The sequence below is a fragment of the Vibrio sp. 2CM40D genome (assembly GCF_023161825.1).
GTDB classification, from domain to species: Bacteria; Pseudomonadota; Gammaproteobacteria; order Enterobacterales; family Vibrionaceae; genus Vibrio; species Vibrio alginolyticus.
Genome location: NZ_JALNTL010000005.1, coordinates 229,184 through 246,318, shown reverse-complemented (window position 1 = coordinate 246,318; position 17,135 = coordinate 229,184). Strand labels below are relative to the sequence as shown.

General features: G+C 45.9%; 29 protein-coding genes. 4 read left to right on the top strand and 25 right to left on the bottom strand.

Annotated elements, in window-relative coordinates:
- Positions 1 to 4 precede the first annotated feature (4 nt).
- The 25 genes from rpsM to rpmE all read right to left on the bottom strand — a co-directional run bounded on the left by rpsM (position 5) and on the right by rpmE (position 11,862).
- Complete coding sequence (rpsM, locus tag MTF70_RS13545) at positions 5 to 361, bottom strand: 30S ribosomal protein S13 (protein ID WP_005383154.1); 357 nt, start codon at positions 359 to 361, stop codon at positions 5 to 7.
- Between the two features lie 149 nt (positions 362 to 510).
- Positions 511 to 624: a 50S ribosomal protein L36 gene (rpmJ, locus tag MTF70_RS13540; RefSeq protein WP_000868186.1), complete on the bottom strand. Its 114-nt coding sequence runs from the start codon at positions 622 to 624 to the stop codon at positions 511 to 513.
- 38 nt (positions 625 to 662) lie between these two features.
- On the bottom strand, positions 663 to 1,997 hold the full coding sequence (gene secY, locus MTF70_RS13535) for a preprotein translocase subunit SecY (protein ID WP_005379562.1): 1,335 nt from the start codon (positions 1,995 to 1,997) through the stop codon (positions 663 to 665).
- Between the two features lie 20 nt (positions 1,998 to 2,017).
- Positions 2,018 to 2,452, bottom strand: a complete 435-nt coding sequence (gene rplO / locus MTF70_RS13530) for a 50S ribosomal protein L15 (RefSeq protein WP_005383155.1) — start codon at positions 2,450 to 2,452, stop codon at positions 2,018 to 2,020.
- Between the two features lie 5 nt (positions 2,453 to 2,457).
- Positions 2,458 to 2,634: a 50S ribosomal protein L30 gene (gene rpmD, locus MTF70_RS13525; protein ID WP_005379565.1), complete on the bottom strand. Its 177-nt coding sequence runs from the start codon at positions 2,632 to 2,634 to the stop codon at positions 2,458 to 2,460.
- Between the two features lie 7 nt (positions 2,635 to 2,641).
- Positions 2,642 to 3,145 (bottom strand): 30S ribosomal protein S5, encoded by a 504-nt coding sequence (rpsE, locus tag MTF70_RS13520; protein WP_004745894.1) that lies wholly within the window; start codon positions 3,143 to 3,145, stop codon positions 2,642 to 2,644.
- A gap of 14 nt (positions 3,146 to 3,159) precedes the next feature.
- Complete coding sequence (gene rplR, locus MTF70_RS13515) at positions 3,160 to 3,513, bottom strand: 50S ribosomal protein L18 (RefSeq protein ID WP_005379568.1); 354 nt, start codon at positions 3,511 to 3,513, stop codon at positions 3,160 to 3,162.
- Between the two features lie 9 nt (positions 3,514 to 3,522).
- Positions 3,523 to 4,056, bottom strand: a complete 534-nt coding sequence (rplF, locus tag MTF70_RS13510; protein ID WP_005379570.1) for a 50S ribosomal protein L6 — start codon at positions 4,054 to 4,056, stop codon at positions 3,523 to 3,525.
- A gap of 13 nt (positions 4,057 to 4,069) precedes the next feature.
- The gene (gene rpsH, locus MTF70_RS13505; protein ID WP_005379572.1) at positions 4,070 to 4,462 is read right to left on the bottom strand and encodes a 30S ribosomal protein S8; all 393 of its coding nucleotides are present in this window, start codon (positions 4,460 to 4,462) and stop codon (positions 4,070 to 4,072) included.
- Between the two features lie 29 nt (positions 4,463 to 4,491).
- The gene (gene rpsN, locus MTF70_RS13500; protein ID WP_004410442.1) at positions 4,492 to 4,797 is read right to left on the bottom strand and encodes a 30S ribosomal protein S14; all 306 of its coding nucleotides are present in this window, start codon (positions 4,795 to 4,797) and stop codon (positions 4,492 to 4,494) included.
- Between the two features lie 17 nt (positions 4,798 to 4,814).
- On the bottom strand, positions 4,815 to 5,354 hold the full coding sequence (gene rplE, locus MTF70_RS13495; protein WP_005379573.1) for a 50S ribosomal protein L5: 540 nt from the start codon (positions 5,352 to 5,354) through the stop codon (positions 4,815 to 4,817).
- Positions 5,355 to 5,377: 23 nt separating this feature from the next.
- Entirely contained in the window at positions 5,378 to 5,695 is a 318-nt protein-coding gene (gene rplX / locus MTF70_RS13490; protein ID WP_005379574.1) for a 50S ribosomal protein L24, read from the bottom strand.
- Positions 5,696 to 5,708: 13 nt separating this feature from the next.
- The gene (gene rplN / locus MTF70_RS13485) at positions 5,709 to 6,080 is read right to left on the bottom strand and encodes a 50S ribosomal protein L14 (protein ID WP_004410450.1); all 372 of its coding nucleotides are present in this window, start codon (positions 6,078 to 6,080) and stop codon (positions 5,709 to 5,711) included.
- Between the two features lie 162 nt (positions 6,081 to 6,242).
- Entirely contained in the window at positions 6,243 to 6,497 is a 255-nt protein-coding gene (gene rpsQ, locus MTF70_RS13480) for a 30S ribosomal protein S17 (protein WP_005379575.1), read from the bottom strand.
- Positions 6,497 to 6,688 (bottom strand): 50S ribosomal protein L29, encoded by a 192-nt coding sequence (gene rpmC / locus MTF70_RS13475; protein WP_005379576.1) that lies wholly within the window; start codon positions 6,686 to 6,688, stop codon positions 6,497 to 6,499. Before rpmC ends, rpsQ begins: the two co-directional genes overlap by 1 nt.
- Positions 6,688 to 7,098 carry a 50S ribosomal protein L16 gene (rplP, locus tag MTF70_RS13470; protein ID WP_005379577.1) on the bottom strand — a complete coding sequence of 137 codons (411 nt, stop codon included), beginning with the start codon at positions 7,096 to 7,098 and terminating at the stop codon, positions 6,688 to 6,690. Before rplP ends, rpmC begins: the two co-directional genes overlap by 1 nt.
- A gap of 11 nt (positions 7,099 to 7,109) precedes the next feature.
- Entirely contained in the window at positions 7,110 to 7,808 is a 699-nt protein-coding gene (rpsC, locus tag MTF70_RS13465) for a 30S ribosomal protein S3 (protein WP_005383161.1), read from the bottom strand.
- Between the two features lie 18 nt (positions 7,809 to 7,826).
- Positions 7,827 to 8,159, bottom strand: a complete 333-nt coding sequence (rplV, locus tag MTF70_RS13460) for a 50S ribosomal protein L22 (RefSeq protein WP_005383164.1) — start codon at positions 8,157 to 8,159, stop codon at positions 7,827 to 7,829.
- A 10-nt stretch (positions 8,160 to 8,169) separates the two neighbouring features.
- Entirely contained in the window at positions 8,170 to 8,448 is a 279-nt protein-coding gene (rpsS, locus tag MTF70_RS13455) for a 30S ribosomal protein S19 (protein WP_004394525.1), read from the bottom strand.
- Between the two features lie 21 nt (positions 8,449 to 8,469).
- Positions 8,470 to 9,294: a 50S ribosomal protein L2 gene (gene rplB / locus MTF70_RS13450; RefSeq protein ID WP_005383168.1), complete on the bottom strand. Its 825-nt coding sequence runs from the start codon at positions 9,292 to 9,294 to the stop codon at positions 8,470 to 8,472.
- A gap of 15 nt (positions 9,295 to 9,309) precedes the next feature.
- The gene (gene rplW / locus MTF70_RS13445) at positions 9,310 to 9,612 is read right to left on the bottom strand and encodes a 50S ribosomal protein L23 (RefSeq protein ID WP_004398471.1); all 303 of its coding nucleotides are present in this window, start codon (positions 9,610 to 9,612) and stop codon (positions 9,310 to 9,312) included.
- Entirely contained in the window at positions 9,609 to 10,211 is a 603-nt protein-coding gene (gene rplD, locus MTF70_RS13440) for a 50S ribosomal protein L4 (RefSeq protein ID WP_005379556.1), read from the bottom strand. Before rplD ends, rplW begins: the two co-directional genes overlap by 4 nt.
- A 17-nt stretch (positions 10,212 to 10,228) precedes the next feature.
- A complete protein-coding gene (rplC, locus tag MTF70_RS13435; RefSeq protein WP_005379555.1) occupies positions 10,229 to 10,858 on the bottom strand; it encodes a 50S ribosomal protein L3 in 630 nt (209 codons plus the stop codon).
- A gap of 14 nt (positions 10,859 to 10,872) precedes the next feature.
- Entirely contained in the window at positions 10,873 to 11,184 is a 312-nt protein-coding gene (gene rpsJ / locus MTF70_RS13430; protein ID WP_004410492.1) for a 30S ribosomal protein S10, read from the bottom strand.
- 456 nt (positions 11,185 to 11,640) lie between these two features.
- The gene (gene rpmE, locus MTF70_RS13425; RefSeq protein ID WP_005379546.1) at positions 11,641 to 11,862 is read right to left on the bottom strand and encodes a 50S ribosomal protein L31; all 222 of its coding nucleotides are present in this window, start codon (positions 11,860 to 11,862) and stop codon (positions 11,641 to 11,643) included.
- A gap of 295 nt (positions 11,863 to 12,157) precedes the next feature.
- Here rpmE and priA point away from each other — a divergent pair, with 295 nt between their 5' ends.
- From priA to hslV, 4 genes are all read left to right on the top strand, one after another.
- The gene (gene priA, locus MTF70_RS13420; protein ID WP_054579274.1) at positions 12,158 to 14,362 is read left to right on the top strand and encodes a primosomal protein N'; all 2,205 of its coding nucleotides are present in this window, start codon (positions 12,158 to 12,160) and stop codon (positions 14,360 to 14,362) included.
- 303 nt (positions 14,363 to 14,665) lie between these two features.
- Entirely contained in the window at positions 14,666 to 15,694 is a 1,029-nt protein-coding gene (gene cytR, locus MTF70_RS13415; RefSeq protein ID WP_254901949.1) for a DNA-binding transcriptional regulator CytR, read from the top strand.
- A 225-nt stretch (positions 15,695 to 15,919) separates the two neighbouring features.
- A complete protein-coding gene (ftsN, locus tag MTF70_RS13410) occupies positions 15,920 to 16,468 on the top strand; it encodes a cell division protein FtsN (RefSeq protein ID WP_017820300.1) in 549 nt (182 codons plus the stop codon).
- A 115-nt stretch (positions 16,469 to 16,583) separates the two neighbouring features.
- A complete protein-coding gene (gene hslV, locus MTF70_RS13405) occupies positions 16,584 to 17,135 on the top strand; it encodes an ATP-dependent protease subunit HslV (protein WP_025768350.1) in 552 nt (183 codons plus the stop codon).

Here is a 17,135-nt window from a genome sequence, read left to right as displayed (position 1 = left end):
CCGATTATTTCTTGATCGGCTTACGCGGACCCTTACGGGTGCGAGCGTTGGTTTTAGTACGCTGTCCACGTAGTGGTAGACTGCGACGATGACGAAGACCACGGTAACAGCCAAGGTCCATAAGACGCTTGATGTTCATAGATACTTCACGACGTAGATCACCTTCTACAGTGTACTTAGCTACACCATCACGCAGTTGATCGATCTGCTCTTCAGTTAGTTCACTGATCTTAACATTTTCAGCAATACCCACTTCAGCTAGGATAGCTTGAGAGCGAGTTTTACCGATGCCGTAGATCGCTGTTAGAGCGATTACTGCATGTTTCTGATCAGGAATGTTAATGCCTGCTATACGGGCCATTATTCACTCCTAAGTGTTTCTATAAAAGAATTAGCCGCAGCAAAGCCCGTTATGGATACGCTGCGGAATACTACTTCTTTTGCACGCAAAAGGTAGGCCGAGGAATATACTCGACCCAACCTTCATTTTCAAGTAAAAATTTCTGCTAATTAGCCTTGGCGCTGTTTGTGCTTTGGCTCACTGCAAATCACGCGAACGACACCGTTACGCTTGATTACTTTACAGTTACGGCAGATTTTTTTAACGGAAGCACGAACTTTCATTGCTAAACTCCGTAAATGAAACTGAGTCTACCGCCGGATTAACGGCCGTAGCCTTTCAGATTCGCTTTCTTCAACACAGAATCATACTGTTGAGACATCAGATGAGTCTGTACCTGTGCCATAAAGTCCATAATTACAACAACTACGATTAGTAGCGATGTACCGCCGAAGTAGAAACGTACGTTCCACGCGACCATCATGAACTCGGGAATCAGACAGATAAAGGTAATGTACAGTGCACCAGCAAGGGTTAAACGTGTCATTACTTTATCAATGTATTTCGCTGTCTGCTCACCTGGGCGGATACCGGGTACGAATGCACCAGACTTCTTCAAGTTATCTGCTGTTTCACGCGGGTTGAAAACCAACGCCGTGTAGAAGAAACAGAAGAAGATAATTGCTGCTGCATAAAGCATTACATACAACGGTTGACCAGGGCTAAGAGCCAAAGACACGTCAGTTAACCAACCGAACGCGCTGCTCTCACCGTTTTGACCAAACCACTGAGCCAATGTTCCTGGGAACAAGATAATACTTGATGCAAAAATCGCTGGAATTACACCTGCCATGTTAATTTTAAGAGGCAAGTGCGAGCTTTGCGCAGCAAACACTTTACGACCCTGTTGACGTTTCGCATAGTTAACGACGATTCGGCGTTGACCACGTTCCATGAAAACAACGAAGTAAATTACTGCAAAAGCTAATACCGCGATTAGCAACAGAAGAAGTACATGCAATTCACCTTGACGCGCTTGCTCGATTGTTTGACCGATTGCAGAAGGCAATCCAGCAACAATACCTGCAAAAATCAGTATCGAAATACCGTTACCAATTCCGCGCTCTGTAATTTGTTCACCTAACCACATCAAGAACATGGTACCGGTTACTAAACTTACGGTAGCAATTAGCGTAAACATGGTTTGGTTGATAACAACCAGATTGTCGACCATGTTTGGTAGGCCAGTTGCAATACCTATAGCTTGGAAGGTTGCAAGTACAAGCGTGCCGTAGCGTGTGTATTGGCTTATCTTACGACGGCCTGCTTCACCCTCTTTTTTGAGTTCAGCTAACGCTGGATGAACTACAGTTAGCAATTGGACAACAATAGATGCCGAAATATACGGCATGATGCCCAATGCTAATATAGATGCACGCTCAAGAGCACCACCGGAGAACATGTTAAACATTTCAACGATGGTACCTTTTTGCTGTTCGAACAAATCGGCAAGTACAGCAGCGTCAATACCAGGAATCGGCACAAAAGAGCCGGCTCGGAATACTAAAAGTGCACCAATTACGAATAACAAGCGCGACTTTAGTTCACTTAAGCCGCTCTGAGCACTACGAAAATCTTGTCCTGGTTTCTTAGCCATCTGTACCTCGTTCCTCGAGATTATTCCTCGATTTTACCGCCTGCAGCTTCGATTGCAGCTTTAGCGCCTTTAGTCACACGTAGACCTTTAACAGTCACTGCTTTGTTGATTTCACCAGAAAGAACAACTTTTACAAATTCGATGTTCTTAGTGATGATGTTAGCAGCTTTAAGACTGTTTAGATCAACTACGTCACCAGAAACTTTCGCTAGCTCAGCTAGACGAACTTCAGCAGACACTAGGCTCTTACGAGAAGTGAAACCGAATTTTGGTAGACGTTGTTTCAGAGGCATCTGACCGCCTTCGAAACCTGGACGAACACTGCCGCCAGAACGTGATTTTTGACCTTTGTGACCACGGCCACCAGTTTTACCTAGGCCTGAACCGATACCACGACCTACTCGCTTCGCAGAAGTTTTCGCGCCAGCAGCCGGTGCTAGAGTATTCAAACGCATTCTGATTACTCCTCAACTTTAACCATGTAGTAAACCTTGTTGATCATACCGCGAATACACGGAGTATCTTCAAGTTCTACTGTGTGGTTGATTTTACGAAGACCTAGACCGCGCAAAGTAGCTTTGTGCTTTGGCAGACGACCAATTGAGCTTTTAGTTTGAGTTACTTTAATAGTTGCCATGGTGTTCTTACTCCGAAATAGATTCAACAGTTAGACCACGTTTAGCAGCAACCATTTCTGGTGACTTCATGCTACCTAGTGCATCGATCGTTGCACGAACGATGTTGATAGGGTTCGTAGAACCGTACGCTTTAGATAGTACGTTGTGTACACCAGCAACTTCTAGTACTGCACGCATCGCACCACCTGCGATAACACCAGTACCTTCTGCAGCAGGCTGCATGTAAACTTTAGAGCCCGAATGGCGACCTTTCACTGGGTGGTGAAGAGTGCCTTCGTTTAGAGCGATCGTAGTCATGTTACGACGCGCTTTTTCCATTGCTTTTTGAATCGCTGCAGGTACTTCACGAGCTTTGCCGTAACCGAAACCTACACGACCGTTACCGTCACCAACTACTGTTAGTGCAGTGAAGCTCATGATTCGACCACCTTTAACCGTTTTAGAAACACGGTTAACTGCGATTAGCTTTTCTTGCAAATCATTCGCTTGAACTTGTTGTTCTTTAGCCATCTTCCAACCCTACCTTAGAATTTCAGACCAGCTTCGCGAGCAGATTCTGCTAGCGCCGCTACTCGACCGTGGTATTGGAAACCAGAACGATCAAATGCAACTGCAGTTACGCCCTTCTCTAGAGCGCGCTCAGCAATAGCTTTACCCACTGCTTTAGCTGCATCAACGTTACCAGTGTATTTCACTTGCTCACGGATCGCTTTTTCTACAGTAGAAGCTGCTGCGATAACCTCAGAGCCGTTAGCCGCGATAACCTGTGCGTACACGTGACGAGGAGTACGGTGTACAACTAGGCGAGTCGCACCCAGTTCTGCAATCTTACGACGTGCACGTGTAGCACGACGGATGCGAGATGCTTTCTTATCCATAGTGTTACCTTACTTCTTCTTAGCTTCTTTAGTACGCACATTTTCATCTGCGTAACGAACACCTTTGCCTTTGTATGGCTCAGGCTCACGGTAAGAACGAATGTCAGCCGCAACTTGACCAACTAGTTGCTTGTCAGCACCAGTGATCACGATTTCAGTTTGGCTTGGACATTCAGCTTTAATACCCGCTGGCAACTCGTGCTCAACTGGGTGTGAGAAGCCTAGTGTTAGACCTACAGCGTTGCCTTTGATAGCAGCACGGTAACCTACACCTTTAAGAGTTAGCTTCTTAGTAAAGCCTTCAGTAACACCAACAACCATGTTGTTAACTAGAGCGCGAGCAGTACCTGCTTGAGCCCATGCGTTAGCAACACCTTCTTTAGGACCGAAAGTCAGGTTATTTTCTTCCTGAGCGATTACAACTGCGTTGTTAAGAACGCGAGTTAGTTCGCCTTTCGCACCTTTTACAGTGATTTCTTGGCCGTTTAGTTTCACCTCTACGCCAGCTGGAATAGCGACAGGTGCTTTTGCAACACGAGACATAGTCTACTCCTTATTAAGCTACGTAAGCGATGATTTCACCACCAAGACCTGCTTTACGTGCAGCGCGGTCTGACATAAGACCCTTGGAAGTAGAAACGATAGCAATACCAAGACCACCCATTACAGAAGGAAGTTCATCTTTCTTCTTGTAAACACGTAGACCTGGACGAGAAACACGTTTAAGTTGCTCGATTACTGGTTTAGCTTGGAAGTACTTAAGTGTAACTTCTAGCTCAGGTTTTGCTTCGCCTTCAACAGCGAAGTCAACGATGTAACCTTCAGCTTTTAGTAGTGCAGCAATTGCAACTTTAAGCTTTGAAGAAGGCATTTTTACAGCAACTTTGTTTGCTGCCTGACCGTTACGAACGCGGGTCAGCATATCCGAAATCGGATCTTGCATGCTCATATGATTTACTCCAAATGATTAAGTGGCAATTACCAGCTAGCCTTACGAAGACCCGGAATCTCGCCTTTCATGCAAGCTTCACGAACCTTAATACGGCTTAGACCGAACTTACGTAGGTAACCGTGTGGACGACCAGTTTGGTTGCAACGGTTGCGCTGACGTGATGCACTTGAATCACGTGGAAGAGATTGCAGTGTAAGAACCGCGTTCCAACGATCTTCTTCAGATGCGTTTACATCGCTGATGATAGCTTTTAGCGCTGCACGCTTTTCAGCGAACTTAGCTACTAGCTTCGCACGTTTTGCTTCACGTGCTTTCATTGAATTTTTAGCCATAACAGTAACCCTTCACCTTACTTACGGAATGGGAAGTTAAAGGCAGCCAGCAGAGCACGGCCTTCCTCATCAGTACCAGCAGACGTCGTAATAGTGATGTCTAGACCGCGTACTCGATCAACTTTATCAAAGTCGATTTCCGGGAAGATGATTTGCTCGCGAACGCCCATGCTGTAGTTACCGCGACCGTCAAAAGACTTAGCGCTAACACCACGGAAGTCACGTACACGTGGAAGAGCGATGTTAATTAAACGCTCAAGAAAATCCCACATACGTTCGCCACGCAAGGTTACTTTACAACCGATAGGGTAGCCTTCACGGATTTTGAAACCTGCAACAGATTTGCGCGCTTTTGTGATAAGTGGCTTTTGACCAGAGATCGTTGCCATATCAGACGCTGCATTTTCTAGCAGTTTCTTATCGTTGATTGCTTCACCAACACCCATGTTTAGGGTGATTTTCTCGATTCTAGGGACTTGCATGACGCTTGTGTAACCGAACTGTTTGGTCAGTTCAGCGACTACAGACGACTTGTAGTAATCATGCAGTTTCGCCATAGTAGAACTCCAAATTACTTCTATTAGTTAGAAACGGTTTCGCCGTTAGACTTGAAGAAACGAACTTTTTTGCCGTCTTCAAAACGGAAACCGATACGGTCAGCTTTACCAGTAGCTGCGTTAAAGATAGCCACGTTAGAAACGTCGATAGCTGCTTCTTGCTCTACGATACCGCCTTGGATACCCATAGCTGGAACAGGTTTCTGATGTTTCTTAACTAGGTTGATACCTTCAACGATAACTTTACCAGTTGCTAGAACCTTAGTTACTTTACCTTTCTTGCCTTTGTCTTTACCAGCAAGAACGATTACTTCGTCATTACGACGGATTTTAGCTGCCATTTCTACGTGCTCCTTACAGAACTTCTGGAGCCAGTGAAACGATCTTCATGAACTTATCGCCACGAAGTTCGCGTGTCACAGGACCAAAGATACGTGTACCGATTGGTTGCTCAGTATTGTCGTTTAGCAATACGCAAGCATTTCGGTCGAAGCGAATGACAGAACCGTCAGGACGACGTACGCCTTTACGGGTGCGCACTACCACCGCCTTCAGAACATCACCTTTTTTAACTTTACCGCGAGGGATTGCTTCCTTCACAGTAACTTTGATGACGTCACCGATATGTGCATAACGGCGGTGAGAGCCACCCAGAACCTTAATACACATTACGCTGCGTGCGCCTGAGTTATCAGCTGCGTCCAGCATACTTTGCATTTGGATCATGTTAGTGCTCCGCTAAATATTAATAACTAGACCCATCACGGGTCGGGCTGCCTCTTTAAAAGGGACGCGAATTGTACCACCCTTTTTTGTGATTGGGTAGTCAAAAAATAAACGGCTCCAAAAATATTTTGGAGCCGCTTTAGTTTCATAGAATTAACGAGATTAAATCTTCGCCTTTTCTAGAACTTTTACCAAAGTCCAAGACTTAGTCTTAGACAGTGGACGACACTCTGCGATTTCAACTGTGTCGCCTAGGCCACACTCGTTGTTCTCGTCATGTGCGTGTACTTTAGTCGTACGTTTTACGTATTTACCGTAGATTGGGTGTTTTACGAAACGTTCGATAGCAACAGTGATAGACTTGTCCATCTTGTCGCTAACAACACGACCTTGTTGAGTACGTTTTACTTCGCTCATTATGCGCCTGCCTTCTCAGTCAAAACAGTTTTCACACGTGCGATATCACGGCGTACAGCTTTCAGAGTATGAGTTTGCTGTAGTTGACCAGTCGCAGCTTGCATGCGCAAGTTGAACTGTTCGCGTAGCAAATTCATTAGCTCAGCGTTAAGCTCTTCAACGCTTTTCTCGCGTAGATCTTGTGCTTTCATCACATCACCTGCTTAGTTACAAATGTAGTTTTGAAAGGCAGTTTACGTGCCGCAAGACGGAACGCTTCACGTGCCAATTCTTCAGGTACACCACCCATTTCGTACATAACCTTACCAGGTTGGATTTGGGCTACCCAGTACTCAACGTTACCTTTACCCTTACCTTGACGAACTTCAAGTGGTTTTTCTGTGATTGGTTTGTCTGGGAACACACGGATCCAGATTTTACCTTGACGCTTAACGTGACGTGTCATTGCACGACGTGCCGCTTCGATTTGACGAGCAGTTAGACGACCACGGCCAACAGCTTTAAGACCGAATTCGCCGAAGCTTACATCAGTACCTTTAGCTAGACCACGGTTACGACCAGTCTGAACCTTACGGAACTTAGTACGTTTAGGTTGTAGCATCTGTCGACTCCTTACTTACGGCCTTTACGCTGCTTCTTAGGCTTGTCGCCTTTAGGCTCTACAGCGTTAGCTGCTGGCATACCACCTAGGATTTCACCTTTGAAGATCCAAGTTTTAATGCCGATCACACCGTATTGAGTGTGAGCCGAAGAAGTTGCGTAATCAATGTCAGCACGTAGAGTGTGTAGAGGCACACGGCCTTCACGGTACCACTCTGAACGTGCGATTTCAGCGCCGCCTAGACGACCGCTTACTTCCACTTTGATACCTTTAGCGCCTAGGCGCATAGCGTTTTGTACTGCGCGCTTCATAGCACGACGGAACATAACACGACGCTCTAGCTGAGACGCGATGCTGTCACCAACAAGTTGCGCATCTAGTTCAGGCTTACGTACTTCAGCGATGTTAATTTGCGCTGGTACACCTGCAATTTTAGCTACAGCTGCGCGTAGCTTCTCAACGTCTTCACCTTTCTTACCGATAACAACGCCTGGACGAGCAGTGTGAATAGTCACACGGATGCTCTTAGCAGGACGCTCGATAACGATACGTGATAGAGACGCTTTTTTCAGTTCACTTGTAAGGAACTGACGTACCTTGAAGTCGCCGTCTAGGTTGTCAGCGAAATCTTTGGTGTTAGCAAACCATGTAGCATTCCAAGGCTTAACGATGCCTAGACGAATACCATTTGGATGTACTTTTTGACCCATTGCTTACTCTCCTAGTCTCTAGCGATCTGCTACAACAACAGTGATGTGGCTTGAACGCTTCAAGATACGATCCGCACGACCTTTAGCACGAGGCATAATACGCTTCATGGTTGGGCCTTCATCTACAAAGATTTTTGCGACATTCAGATCGTCAATATCTGCACCTTCGTTGTGCTCCGCGTTAGCGATAGCAGACTCTAGAACTTTCTTAACTAGTGCAGCAGCTTTTTTGTTGCTGAACGTTAGGATTTCTAGAGCTTGGTCAACAGATTTACCACGGATTAGATCCGCAACTAAGCGAGCTTTCTGAGGCGAAATGCGAGCAAAGTTATGTTTAGCAATTGCTTCCATTATCTACTCCTTAGCGCTTCTTAGCTTTCTTATCCGCAGCGTGACCGCGGTAAGTACGTGTTGGTGCGAATTCACCCAGTTTGTGACCGATCATTTCATCAGTTACAAATACTGGTACGTGCTGACGACCATTATGGACAGCGATGGTCAAACCGATCATCGTAGGGATGATCATTGAACGACGGGACCAAGTCTTAATAGGCTTTTTGTCTCCGCTTTCCACCGCTTTCTCTACCTTCTTCAGCAAGTGTAGGTCAATAAAAGGACCTTTCTTGAGAGAACGTGGCATGGCGATTCCTCTTTATATAGATTACTTGTTACGACGACGTACGATGTACTTGTCAGTGCGTTTGTTCTTACGAGTCTTGAAGCCTTTAGTAGGCATACCCCAAGGAGATACTGGGTGACGACCACCAGAAGTACGACCTTCACCACCACCATGTGGGTGGTCAATCGGGTTCATTACAACACCACGAACCGTTGGACGGATACCGCGATGACGTGATGCACCTGCTTTACCAAGTTCACGTAGCATGTGCTCAGAGTTACCAACTTCACCGATTGTTGCACGGCCTTCAGAAAGAACTTTGCGCATCTCGCCAGAACGTAGACGGATAGTTACGTACGCACCGTCGCGAGCAACGATTTGAGCGTAAGCACCAGCCGAACGAGCTAGCTGACCACCTTTACCAGGCTTAAGTTCAACGTTATGTACTGTTGAACCTACTGGGATATTACGCATTGGTAGAGTGTTACCAGCTTTGATTGGTGCATCAACACCAGACTGAATAACATCACCAGCTACAACACCTTTAGGTGCTAGGATGTAGCGACGCTCACCGTCTTTGTAAAGAACTAGAGCAATGTTTGCGCTACGGTTTGGATCGTATTCAAGACGCTCAACTGTCGCTGGAATACCATCTTTAGTACGTTTGAAGTCAACTACACGGTAGTGGTGCTTGTGACCACCGCCGATGTGACGTACTGTGATACGACCCTTGTTGTTACGACCACCGTTCTTAGAGTTTTTCTCTAGAAGAGGTGCGTATGGCTTGCCCTTGTGTAGGTCAGCGTTAACAACTTTAACAACGTGACGACGACCAGGGGAAGTCGGCTTACATTTAACAATAGCCATTTTTAACTACTCCTGTTATTCCGCGCCGCCAACGAAGTCAAGATCTTGACCTTCTTTCAAAGTAACGTACGCTTTCTTAACGTCGCTGCGGCGACCTTGGCGTAGACCTTGACGTTTGGTCTTACCCTTAGTGATAAGAGTATTTACAGACTTAACTTCAACTTCAAATAGCTTTTCTACAGCTGCTTTGATCTCTTTTTTAGTCGCATCTTTAGCTACTTTGAAAACGATAGTGTTCGCTTTCTCAGCTGCCATAGTTGCTTTTTCAGAGATGTGCGGTGCACGTAGAACTTTTAGGATACGCTCTTCAGTGATCATGCTAGCATTTCCTCTACTTGCTTAACTGCTTCTGCAGTCATTACAACTTTGTCAAACGCGATTAGAGATACTGGATCGATACCAGCAACATCACGTGCGTCAACTTTGTATAGGTTACGAGCAGCTAGGAATAGATTCTCATCTACTTCGCTAGTCACGATTAGAGCGTCAGTTAGCTCAAGCTCTTTGAGCTTAGCAACTAGCTCTTTAGTCTTTGGTGCTTCAACTGAGAAGTTATCAACAACGATTAGACGCTCTTGACGAACAAGCTCAGAAAGAATGCTCTTCATAGCACCACGGTACATTTTTTTGTTTACTTTTTGGCTGTGATCTTGTGGTTTCGCAGCAAAAGTAACACCACCTGTACGCCAGATTGGGCTACGGATTGTACCAGCACGCGCACGGCCAGTACCTTTTTGACGCCATGGCTTAGCGCCACCGCCAGAAACTTCTGAACGTGTTTTTTGAGCACGAGTACCTTGACGAGCACCTGCTGCGTACGCAACAACTACTTGGTGTACAAGAGCTTCGTTAAACTCACGTCCGAAAGTAGTTTCGGAAACAGTTAGTGCATCGGCACCTTTAACCATTAGTTCCATTACTTACTCCTGAGACGTTATGCTTTAACAGCTGGTTTAACGATCACGTTGCCGCCAGTTGCGCCTGGGACTGCACCTTTAATAAGAAGCAGGTTGCGCTCAGCGTCAACACGTACGATCTCTAGGTTTTGAGTCGTTACACGCTCAGCACCCATGTGACCTGCCATTTTCTTGCCTTTAAATACGCGACCTGGAGTCTGACATTGACCGATAGAACCAGGAGCACGGTGAGACAATGAGTTACCGTGAGTCATATCTTGAGTACGGAAGTTCCAACGCTTAACAGCGCCTTGGAAACCTTTACCCTTAGATGTACCAGTAACGTCTACTTTCTTAGTTTCGTTGAATAGTTCAACAGTTAGTTCTGAACCAACTTCGAACTCTTCGCCGTTTTCTAAACGGAATTCCCAAAGACCGCGACCAGCTTCAACGCCAGCTTTAGCAAAGTGACCTGCTTCAGCTTTGTTTACACGGTTAGCTTTCTTAGAACCAGCTGTAACCTGGATTGCTGCGTAGCCGTCAGTTTCAAGAGTTTTCACTTGAGAAACACGGTTAGCTTCAACCTCAACAACTGTTACTGGGATAGAAACGCCTTCTTCAGTAAATACGCGGGTCATGCCCACTTTACGACCGATTAGACCAATCATACTTCTAATCTCCCTTAACCTAGGCTAATTTGAACGTCAACGCCCGCAGCAAGGTCTAGACGCATTAGAGCATCAACAGTCTTGTCTGTTGGCTCAACGATGTCGATTAGACGCTTGTGAGTACGGATTTCGTACTGGTCACGTGCTTTCTTGTTAACGTGTGGAGAGATAAGAACTGTGAAACGCTCTTTACGAGTTGGCAGTGGGATTGGACCACGAACCTGTGCGCCAGTGCGCTTAGCTGTTTCAACGATTTCCGCTGTAGAAGCATCGATTAGTTTGTAATCGAAAGCTTTTAGGCGGATACGGATACGTTGGTTCTGCATGAGACAGAGCTCCAAATTTAATAAATTACACAAACAATATCGCCACTCAAACTCGTCAAGACGAGAGAATGCCGATTGATTTATGTGAAACCGTAGCATCCAAGATTAGGACGCATTGTCAGTTAATTTTCGATTAACTATCCCTATATGCCAAAGTCACCTTTGAGGATAGTTTTTCCGAAGAAAAGATAGCTAATTGTATTAACCGCGAACATAAGCTGAGTATACATTACCTCGCAAATCCTTAGATTTGCTCGCTCCTCACTGCTCATTGGTTCACAACTGGCTTAACCAGTGCGCTGCATTATACAGATCACACTTTAGGTTGCAAGCGCTGAGTGAAAAATAATCGGGAATATTCCAAACCCCATACATTCCTCTTCGCTTGGTAGCCATTAAAACAAAAAGGACGCCGAAGCGTCCTTTTCTAAACTGTAATCGTAATAGCGGCTGCTATTATTTCTTACCGCTTGATAGTGCACCGAAACGCTTGTTGAAGCGATCAACACGGCCGCCTGTATCAACGATACGTTGCTTACCAGTGTAGAATGGGTGACACTTGTCACATACGTCTAGGTGGATAGACTCTTTACCTAGAGTAGAGTTGAACTCAAAAGAGTTGCCGCAAGAACAAGTCGCTTTTACTGCTTTGTATTCTGGGTGGATACCAGCTTTCATGGGATAACCTCAATAGTAGGCCGTGTCGCTATACGAATCTAAGCCGCACACCACACGCAATTAATAATAAAATGGGATACCGCATCAACTAATTGCCGAAGCCATATCTCAAGGCGCGATATAGTAAAGAATCACATTGCTCGGATCAACACATTTGGCAACTTTTTCGCCACTTTTTTAGCCAGACTAATCATAGAGGCACGATTCACGCTGAATCGCATAGCTTTACTCGAATTTCCATACCGATTTTAATAGACTCTCATTTCCTTTCCCTCTTTTTAATAGCTAAGAATTTATGCGTCCAACCATTGCTAGAGTGGCATTACCCGTTCCGCTCGACAAACAATTTGATTACGCCATTCCGGGGCACCTGTTTCCGATCATTGGTGGACGCGTTTCCGTGCCTTTTGGACGCCAAACCTTAGTCGGCATCGTCACCGCAATGGTTAATCACTCGGACTTTCCCAAAGATCAACTCAAGCCAATCAAAGCAGTTCTTGATTCTCAGCCGATATGGTCTGAAAAGCTTTATTCGTTGCTGACTTGGTGCAGCCAGTTCTACCAATACCCACTTGGAGATACGCTACACAATGCGATGCCAGCAGCTCTACGTAAAGGAAAGCCTGCAGATTTTGCGACGCTACAAGAGTGGCAAATTACCGAATCCGGTAAAGACAAGCTGATGCAAGGGCTTGATCGTCGAGCGGTCAAACAACAGAAGGTCTTGCAAATGTTGGTTAACGGCGCTTTGCCTCACCAGGAATTTGTCGACCAAGAGATAGCCTCAACAGTACTAAAGTCTTTAGAAGAGAAAGGCTGGATTGAACGTATCGAGAAGAAGCCTGTAATCACCCCGTGGGGACAGCACGTTGAATGCGACGTCGAAAAGCCAAAGCTCAACCACGAACAAGCGCTGGCTATTGCGAGTGTAAATAGCCAAACAGGTTTTGCCTCCTATTTATTAGAAGGCGTCACGGGCTCAGGTAAGACAGAAGTGTACCTCAACCTTATCAAGCCAGTTTTAGAGCAAGGGAAACAAGCCTTGGTTTTAGTACCAGAGATTGGCTTAACGCCCCAAACCATCAACCGCTTTAAACGCCGTTTTAATGTGCCAGTTGACGTCATCCACTCCGGGTTAAACGAGACGGAGCGTCTGAATGCGTGGCTTTCTGCACGCGACAAAGCGGCCGGAATCATTATCGGCACACGCTCAGCCCTACTCGCGCCTTTTGCTGATCTCGGGATTATCATTGTGGACGAGGAACATGACACCTCTTACAAACAGCAAGATAGCTTGCGTTATCATGCACGCGATGTTGCTGTAATGCGCGCTCATAAAGAACAAGTTCCGATTGTTCTGGGCTCAGCCACACCTGCACTGGAGACATTGCACAATGCCTTGTCAGGCAAGTATCACCATTTAACACTAACCCAACGAGCTGGCTCTGCCGTACCAACCACCAATAAAGTGTTAGATGTAAAAGGTCAGTATTTAGAAAGTGGCTTATCTGCCCAACTGATTGCCGAAATGCGCAAGCATTTAAAAGCTGGCAATCAAGTAATGTTGTTTCTTAACCGCCGAGGCTTTTCGCCCGCTTTGATGTGCCATGAATGCGGTTGGATTGCAGAATGTAAACGCTGTGATGCGTACTATACGTTCCACCATTACAGCAACGAAATACGCTGCCATCACTGCGGCTCACAACAACCGGTAATTCATCAATGTCAGGGGTGTGGTTCAACTCAATTGGTTACCGTCGGCGTAGGAACGGAACAACTCGAACAACAATTGGCTCAGTTATTTCCAGAATACAAAGCCATTCGCATCGACAGAGACAGCACACGTCGCAAAGGTAGTTTGGAAGATGCCCTTGAATCGATTCGTAAAGGTGAACATCAAATTCTGATTGGCACCCAAATGCTGGCTAAGGGGCACCATTTTCCAAATGTAACGCTCGTTGCTCTTTTGGATGTTGATGGCTCTCTTTATAGTAGTGACTTCCGCGCTTCCGAGCGACTAGCGCAGTTGTTTATTCAAGTCGCAGGTCGTGCCGGCCGCGCAAGTAAACCTGGCGAGGTTATCCTACAAACCCACCATCCTGAGCACAGCTTGCTGCAGGCCCTGCTTCAAAAAGACTATCGCCACTTTGCTATGACAGCTCTGGAAGAACGCAAACTGGCTCAGCTTCCGCCTTATAGTTTCTTGACTCTGTTTAAAGCAGAGGCGAACCAAAGTGAGATAGTTGAAGACTTCCTGCGTCAAGTTCGCTTTACGTTAGAGTCACACCCTCTGTTCGATGATTCCTGCATGGTGTTAGGCCCTACTCCTTCACCTTTGGCCAAGCGGGCTGGTAAATACCGTTGGCAACTATTACTGCAAACTCAGCATCGTTCATTGATGCAAAAGTTATTAACCAGTGCCAAACCTGCTATTGAGTTGTTGCCAAACGCTAAGAAAGTACGCTGGAATTTAGACATAGAACCACAAGATCTCAGCTAGCAAACGTTTAACTATGTAATGAATTACCATTTAATGTGACCAGAATCACACCAAGATTACAATTTTTGTTAAACAGACCGTAACTTTCACTTTAGAAATGAATAGACTATCCAAATTAGAAAAGTCTAAAGTGACTTGTTTGCACAGGCTTAGATTAAAACAATGACTATTCCCACAAATTGATATCGCGGTGAAGAATCCATTTTCCCACTCGTTAACACGAACTGAGCGAAGAGCAAATACAGCTCTAACTCGGTTTGATTACTCTGATTTCAAACCGGAATAACGTCATCTTGGCAAAAAATAAATGAGAGGTTAAAAACTATGGCGACAATGAAGGATGTTGCCCAGCTTGCGGGAGTGTCTACGGCTACGGTATCTCGAGCCTTAATGAATCCAGAGAAAGTCTCTTCTTCTACAAGAAAGAGAGTAGAAGATGCCGTACTTGAAGCGGGTTATTCTCCAAACTCATTAGCGCGTAACTTACGTAGAAACGAATCAAAAACCATTGTTACTATCGTTCCCGACATCTGTGATCCTTATTTTTCTGAAATTATTCGCGGTATTGAAGATGCAGCCATGGAACATGGCTATCTAGTCCTGCTGGGCGATAGCGGACAACAGAAGAAACGCGAAAGCTCTTTCGTTAACCTCGTATTTACTAAGCAGGCAGATGGAATGCTACTGCTTGGTACAGATCTACCATTCGATGTCAGTAAGCCAGAGCAAAAGAACTTACCTCCGATGGTAATGGCGTGTGAATTTGCGCCAGAGCTCGAGCTTCCGACAGTACATATTGATAACCTGACCTCAGCATTTGAAGCAGTGAATTACCTGACCCAATTAGGTCATAAACGCATTGCTCAAATCTCTGGACCAGACACAGCAATATTGTGTCAGTTCCGCCAGCAAGGCTACCAACAAGCCCTGCGCCGTGCCGGCATCAATAAAGATCCACAATATAGTGTCATTACTGAGTTCTCTTTTGATGGCGGAGCAAAAGCCGTTCGTAAACTGCTCGAATTGCCAGAACCACCAACGGCTATTTTCTGTCACTGTGACACAATGGCCATCGGCGCAATTCAAGAAGCGAAAAAGCTTGGCTTACGAGTACCGCAAGATCTCTCTGTTGTGGGCTTTGATGACATTAACTTCGCTCAGTACTGCGATCCACCGTTGACCACCATCTCTCAACCTCGCTATGAGATTGGTCGACAAGCGATGCTAATGATGCTCGAGATGTTAAAAGGCCACGACGTGCATTCAGGCTCGCGTCTGCTTGAAACTAATCTCGTCATTCGTGGAAGTGCAGCGCCACCACAGCGACCTTAACCTAAAGATTAGGTATTCATCCCCAAAGCGGTGCTAAGGCGCCGCTTTTTTATTTACCCCTCCTGCTTTTTGTATATCCCCGAATAAATATAAGCGAGAACAGACACACACTCCTACACTCGGGCGTTGTCGCGCTTTAGCTATCAAGATTCTATCAATAGGGTGTTTTCTCAACTCGTTCTGGATTAACATATTTGCAAGAATCCTTGATGACCAGAAATAACCGTGGCAAATAGAGATTATGTAAGACGGGGGCGAGGCGCCCCAAAAAAGTCGACAAAAAAACAGCCGCCGAGAAGAAAAAAACCTTGGCGCAGTGGCCTGCTCGCTATCTTGCTCGTGGGCGGTTTTGGCTATGGTCTTTACCTTTTGAGTAGCGACCCAGAACCTAAACAACCAGTCGTGAAGCAGCCAACAACCACTGTAAGCAAACCAAAGCCGAAAAAAGACTTGCCGCCACCACCAGAAGAAAAATGGGAATATGTTGAGTCACTACCGAAACGTGAAGTTGAAGTTGTGGCCAAAGAAATTGAAGTTTCTAAAATTCCTTACATCATGCAGTGTGGCGCGTACAAAACTCAGGCACAAGCCGAAGAGCGCAAGCTTGCAATCGCGTTCCAAGGGATGTCGAGCAAGATTCGTAAGAAAGAAGGCAGTTCATGGTATCGCGTGGTGCTAGGTCCGTATAAGTTCAAACGTGATGCAGAACGTGACCGTCATAAACTGCAACGCGCGAAAATCGAGCCGTGTGCGATTTGGAAAGAAAATCTTTAAACTCAGGCCCTAGGAGCTAAGATCCTAGGGCCTTTCTTTTTGCCCCCTTGAATCCCCATTTCTCCTCCCCCATATACTGAATTAAATCCAAAGAGAAATAATCAAGAGGTCGACTGTGACTACCATTGTATCTGTACGTCGAAATAATAAAGTCGTCATCGCGGGTGATGGCCAAGTATCTCTAGGCAATACCGTAATGAAAGGTAATGCGCGCAAAGTTCGCCGCCTATACAACAACCAAGTACTAGCGGGCTTTGCCGGCGGTACTGCGGATGCCTTCACCCTTTTTGAGCGCTTCGAAAGCAAACTGCAAATGCACCAAGGTCACCTAACCAAAGCGGCAGTTGAGCTAGCCAAAGACTGGCGTAGCGATCGTGCTCTGCGCAAGCTCGAAGCCTTACTTGCCGTTGCCGACGAAACCGCGTCGTTAATCATTACCGGTAATGGTGATGTCGTACAGCCAGAACACGACCTGATTGCGATTGGCTCTGGTGGTGCTTACGCACAAGCTGCCGCAACCGCCCTACTAGAAAACACAGATCTAGATGCTCGTGAGATCGCGGAAAAAGCTCTCAATATCGCGGGTGATATTTGTGTCTTCACTAACCATCACCACACGGTAGAAGAGCTAGACTCAACAGTAGAGTCTGAAAAACCAACCGCGTAA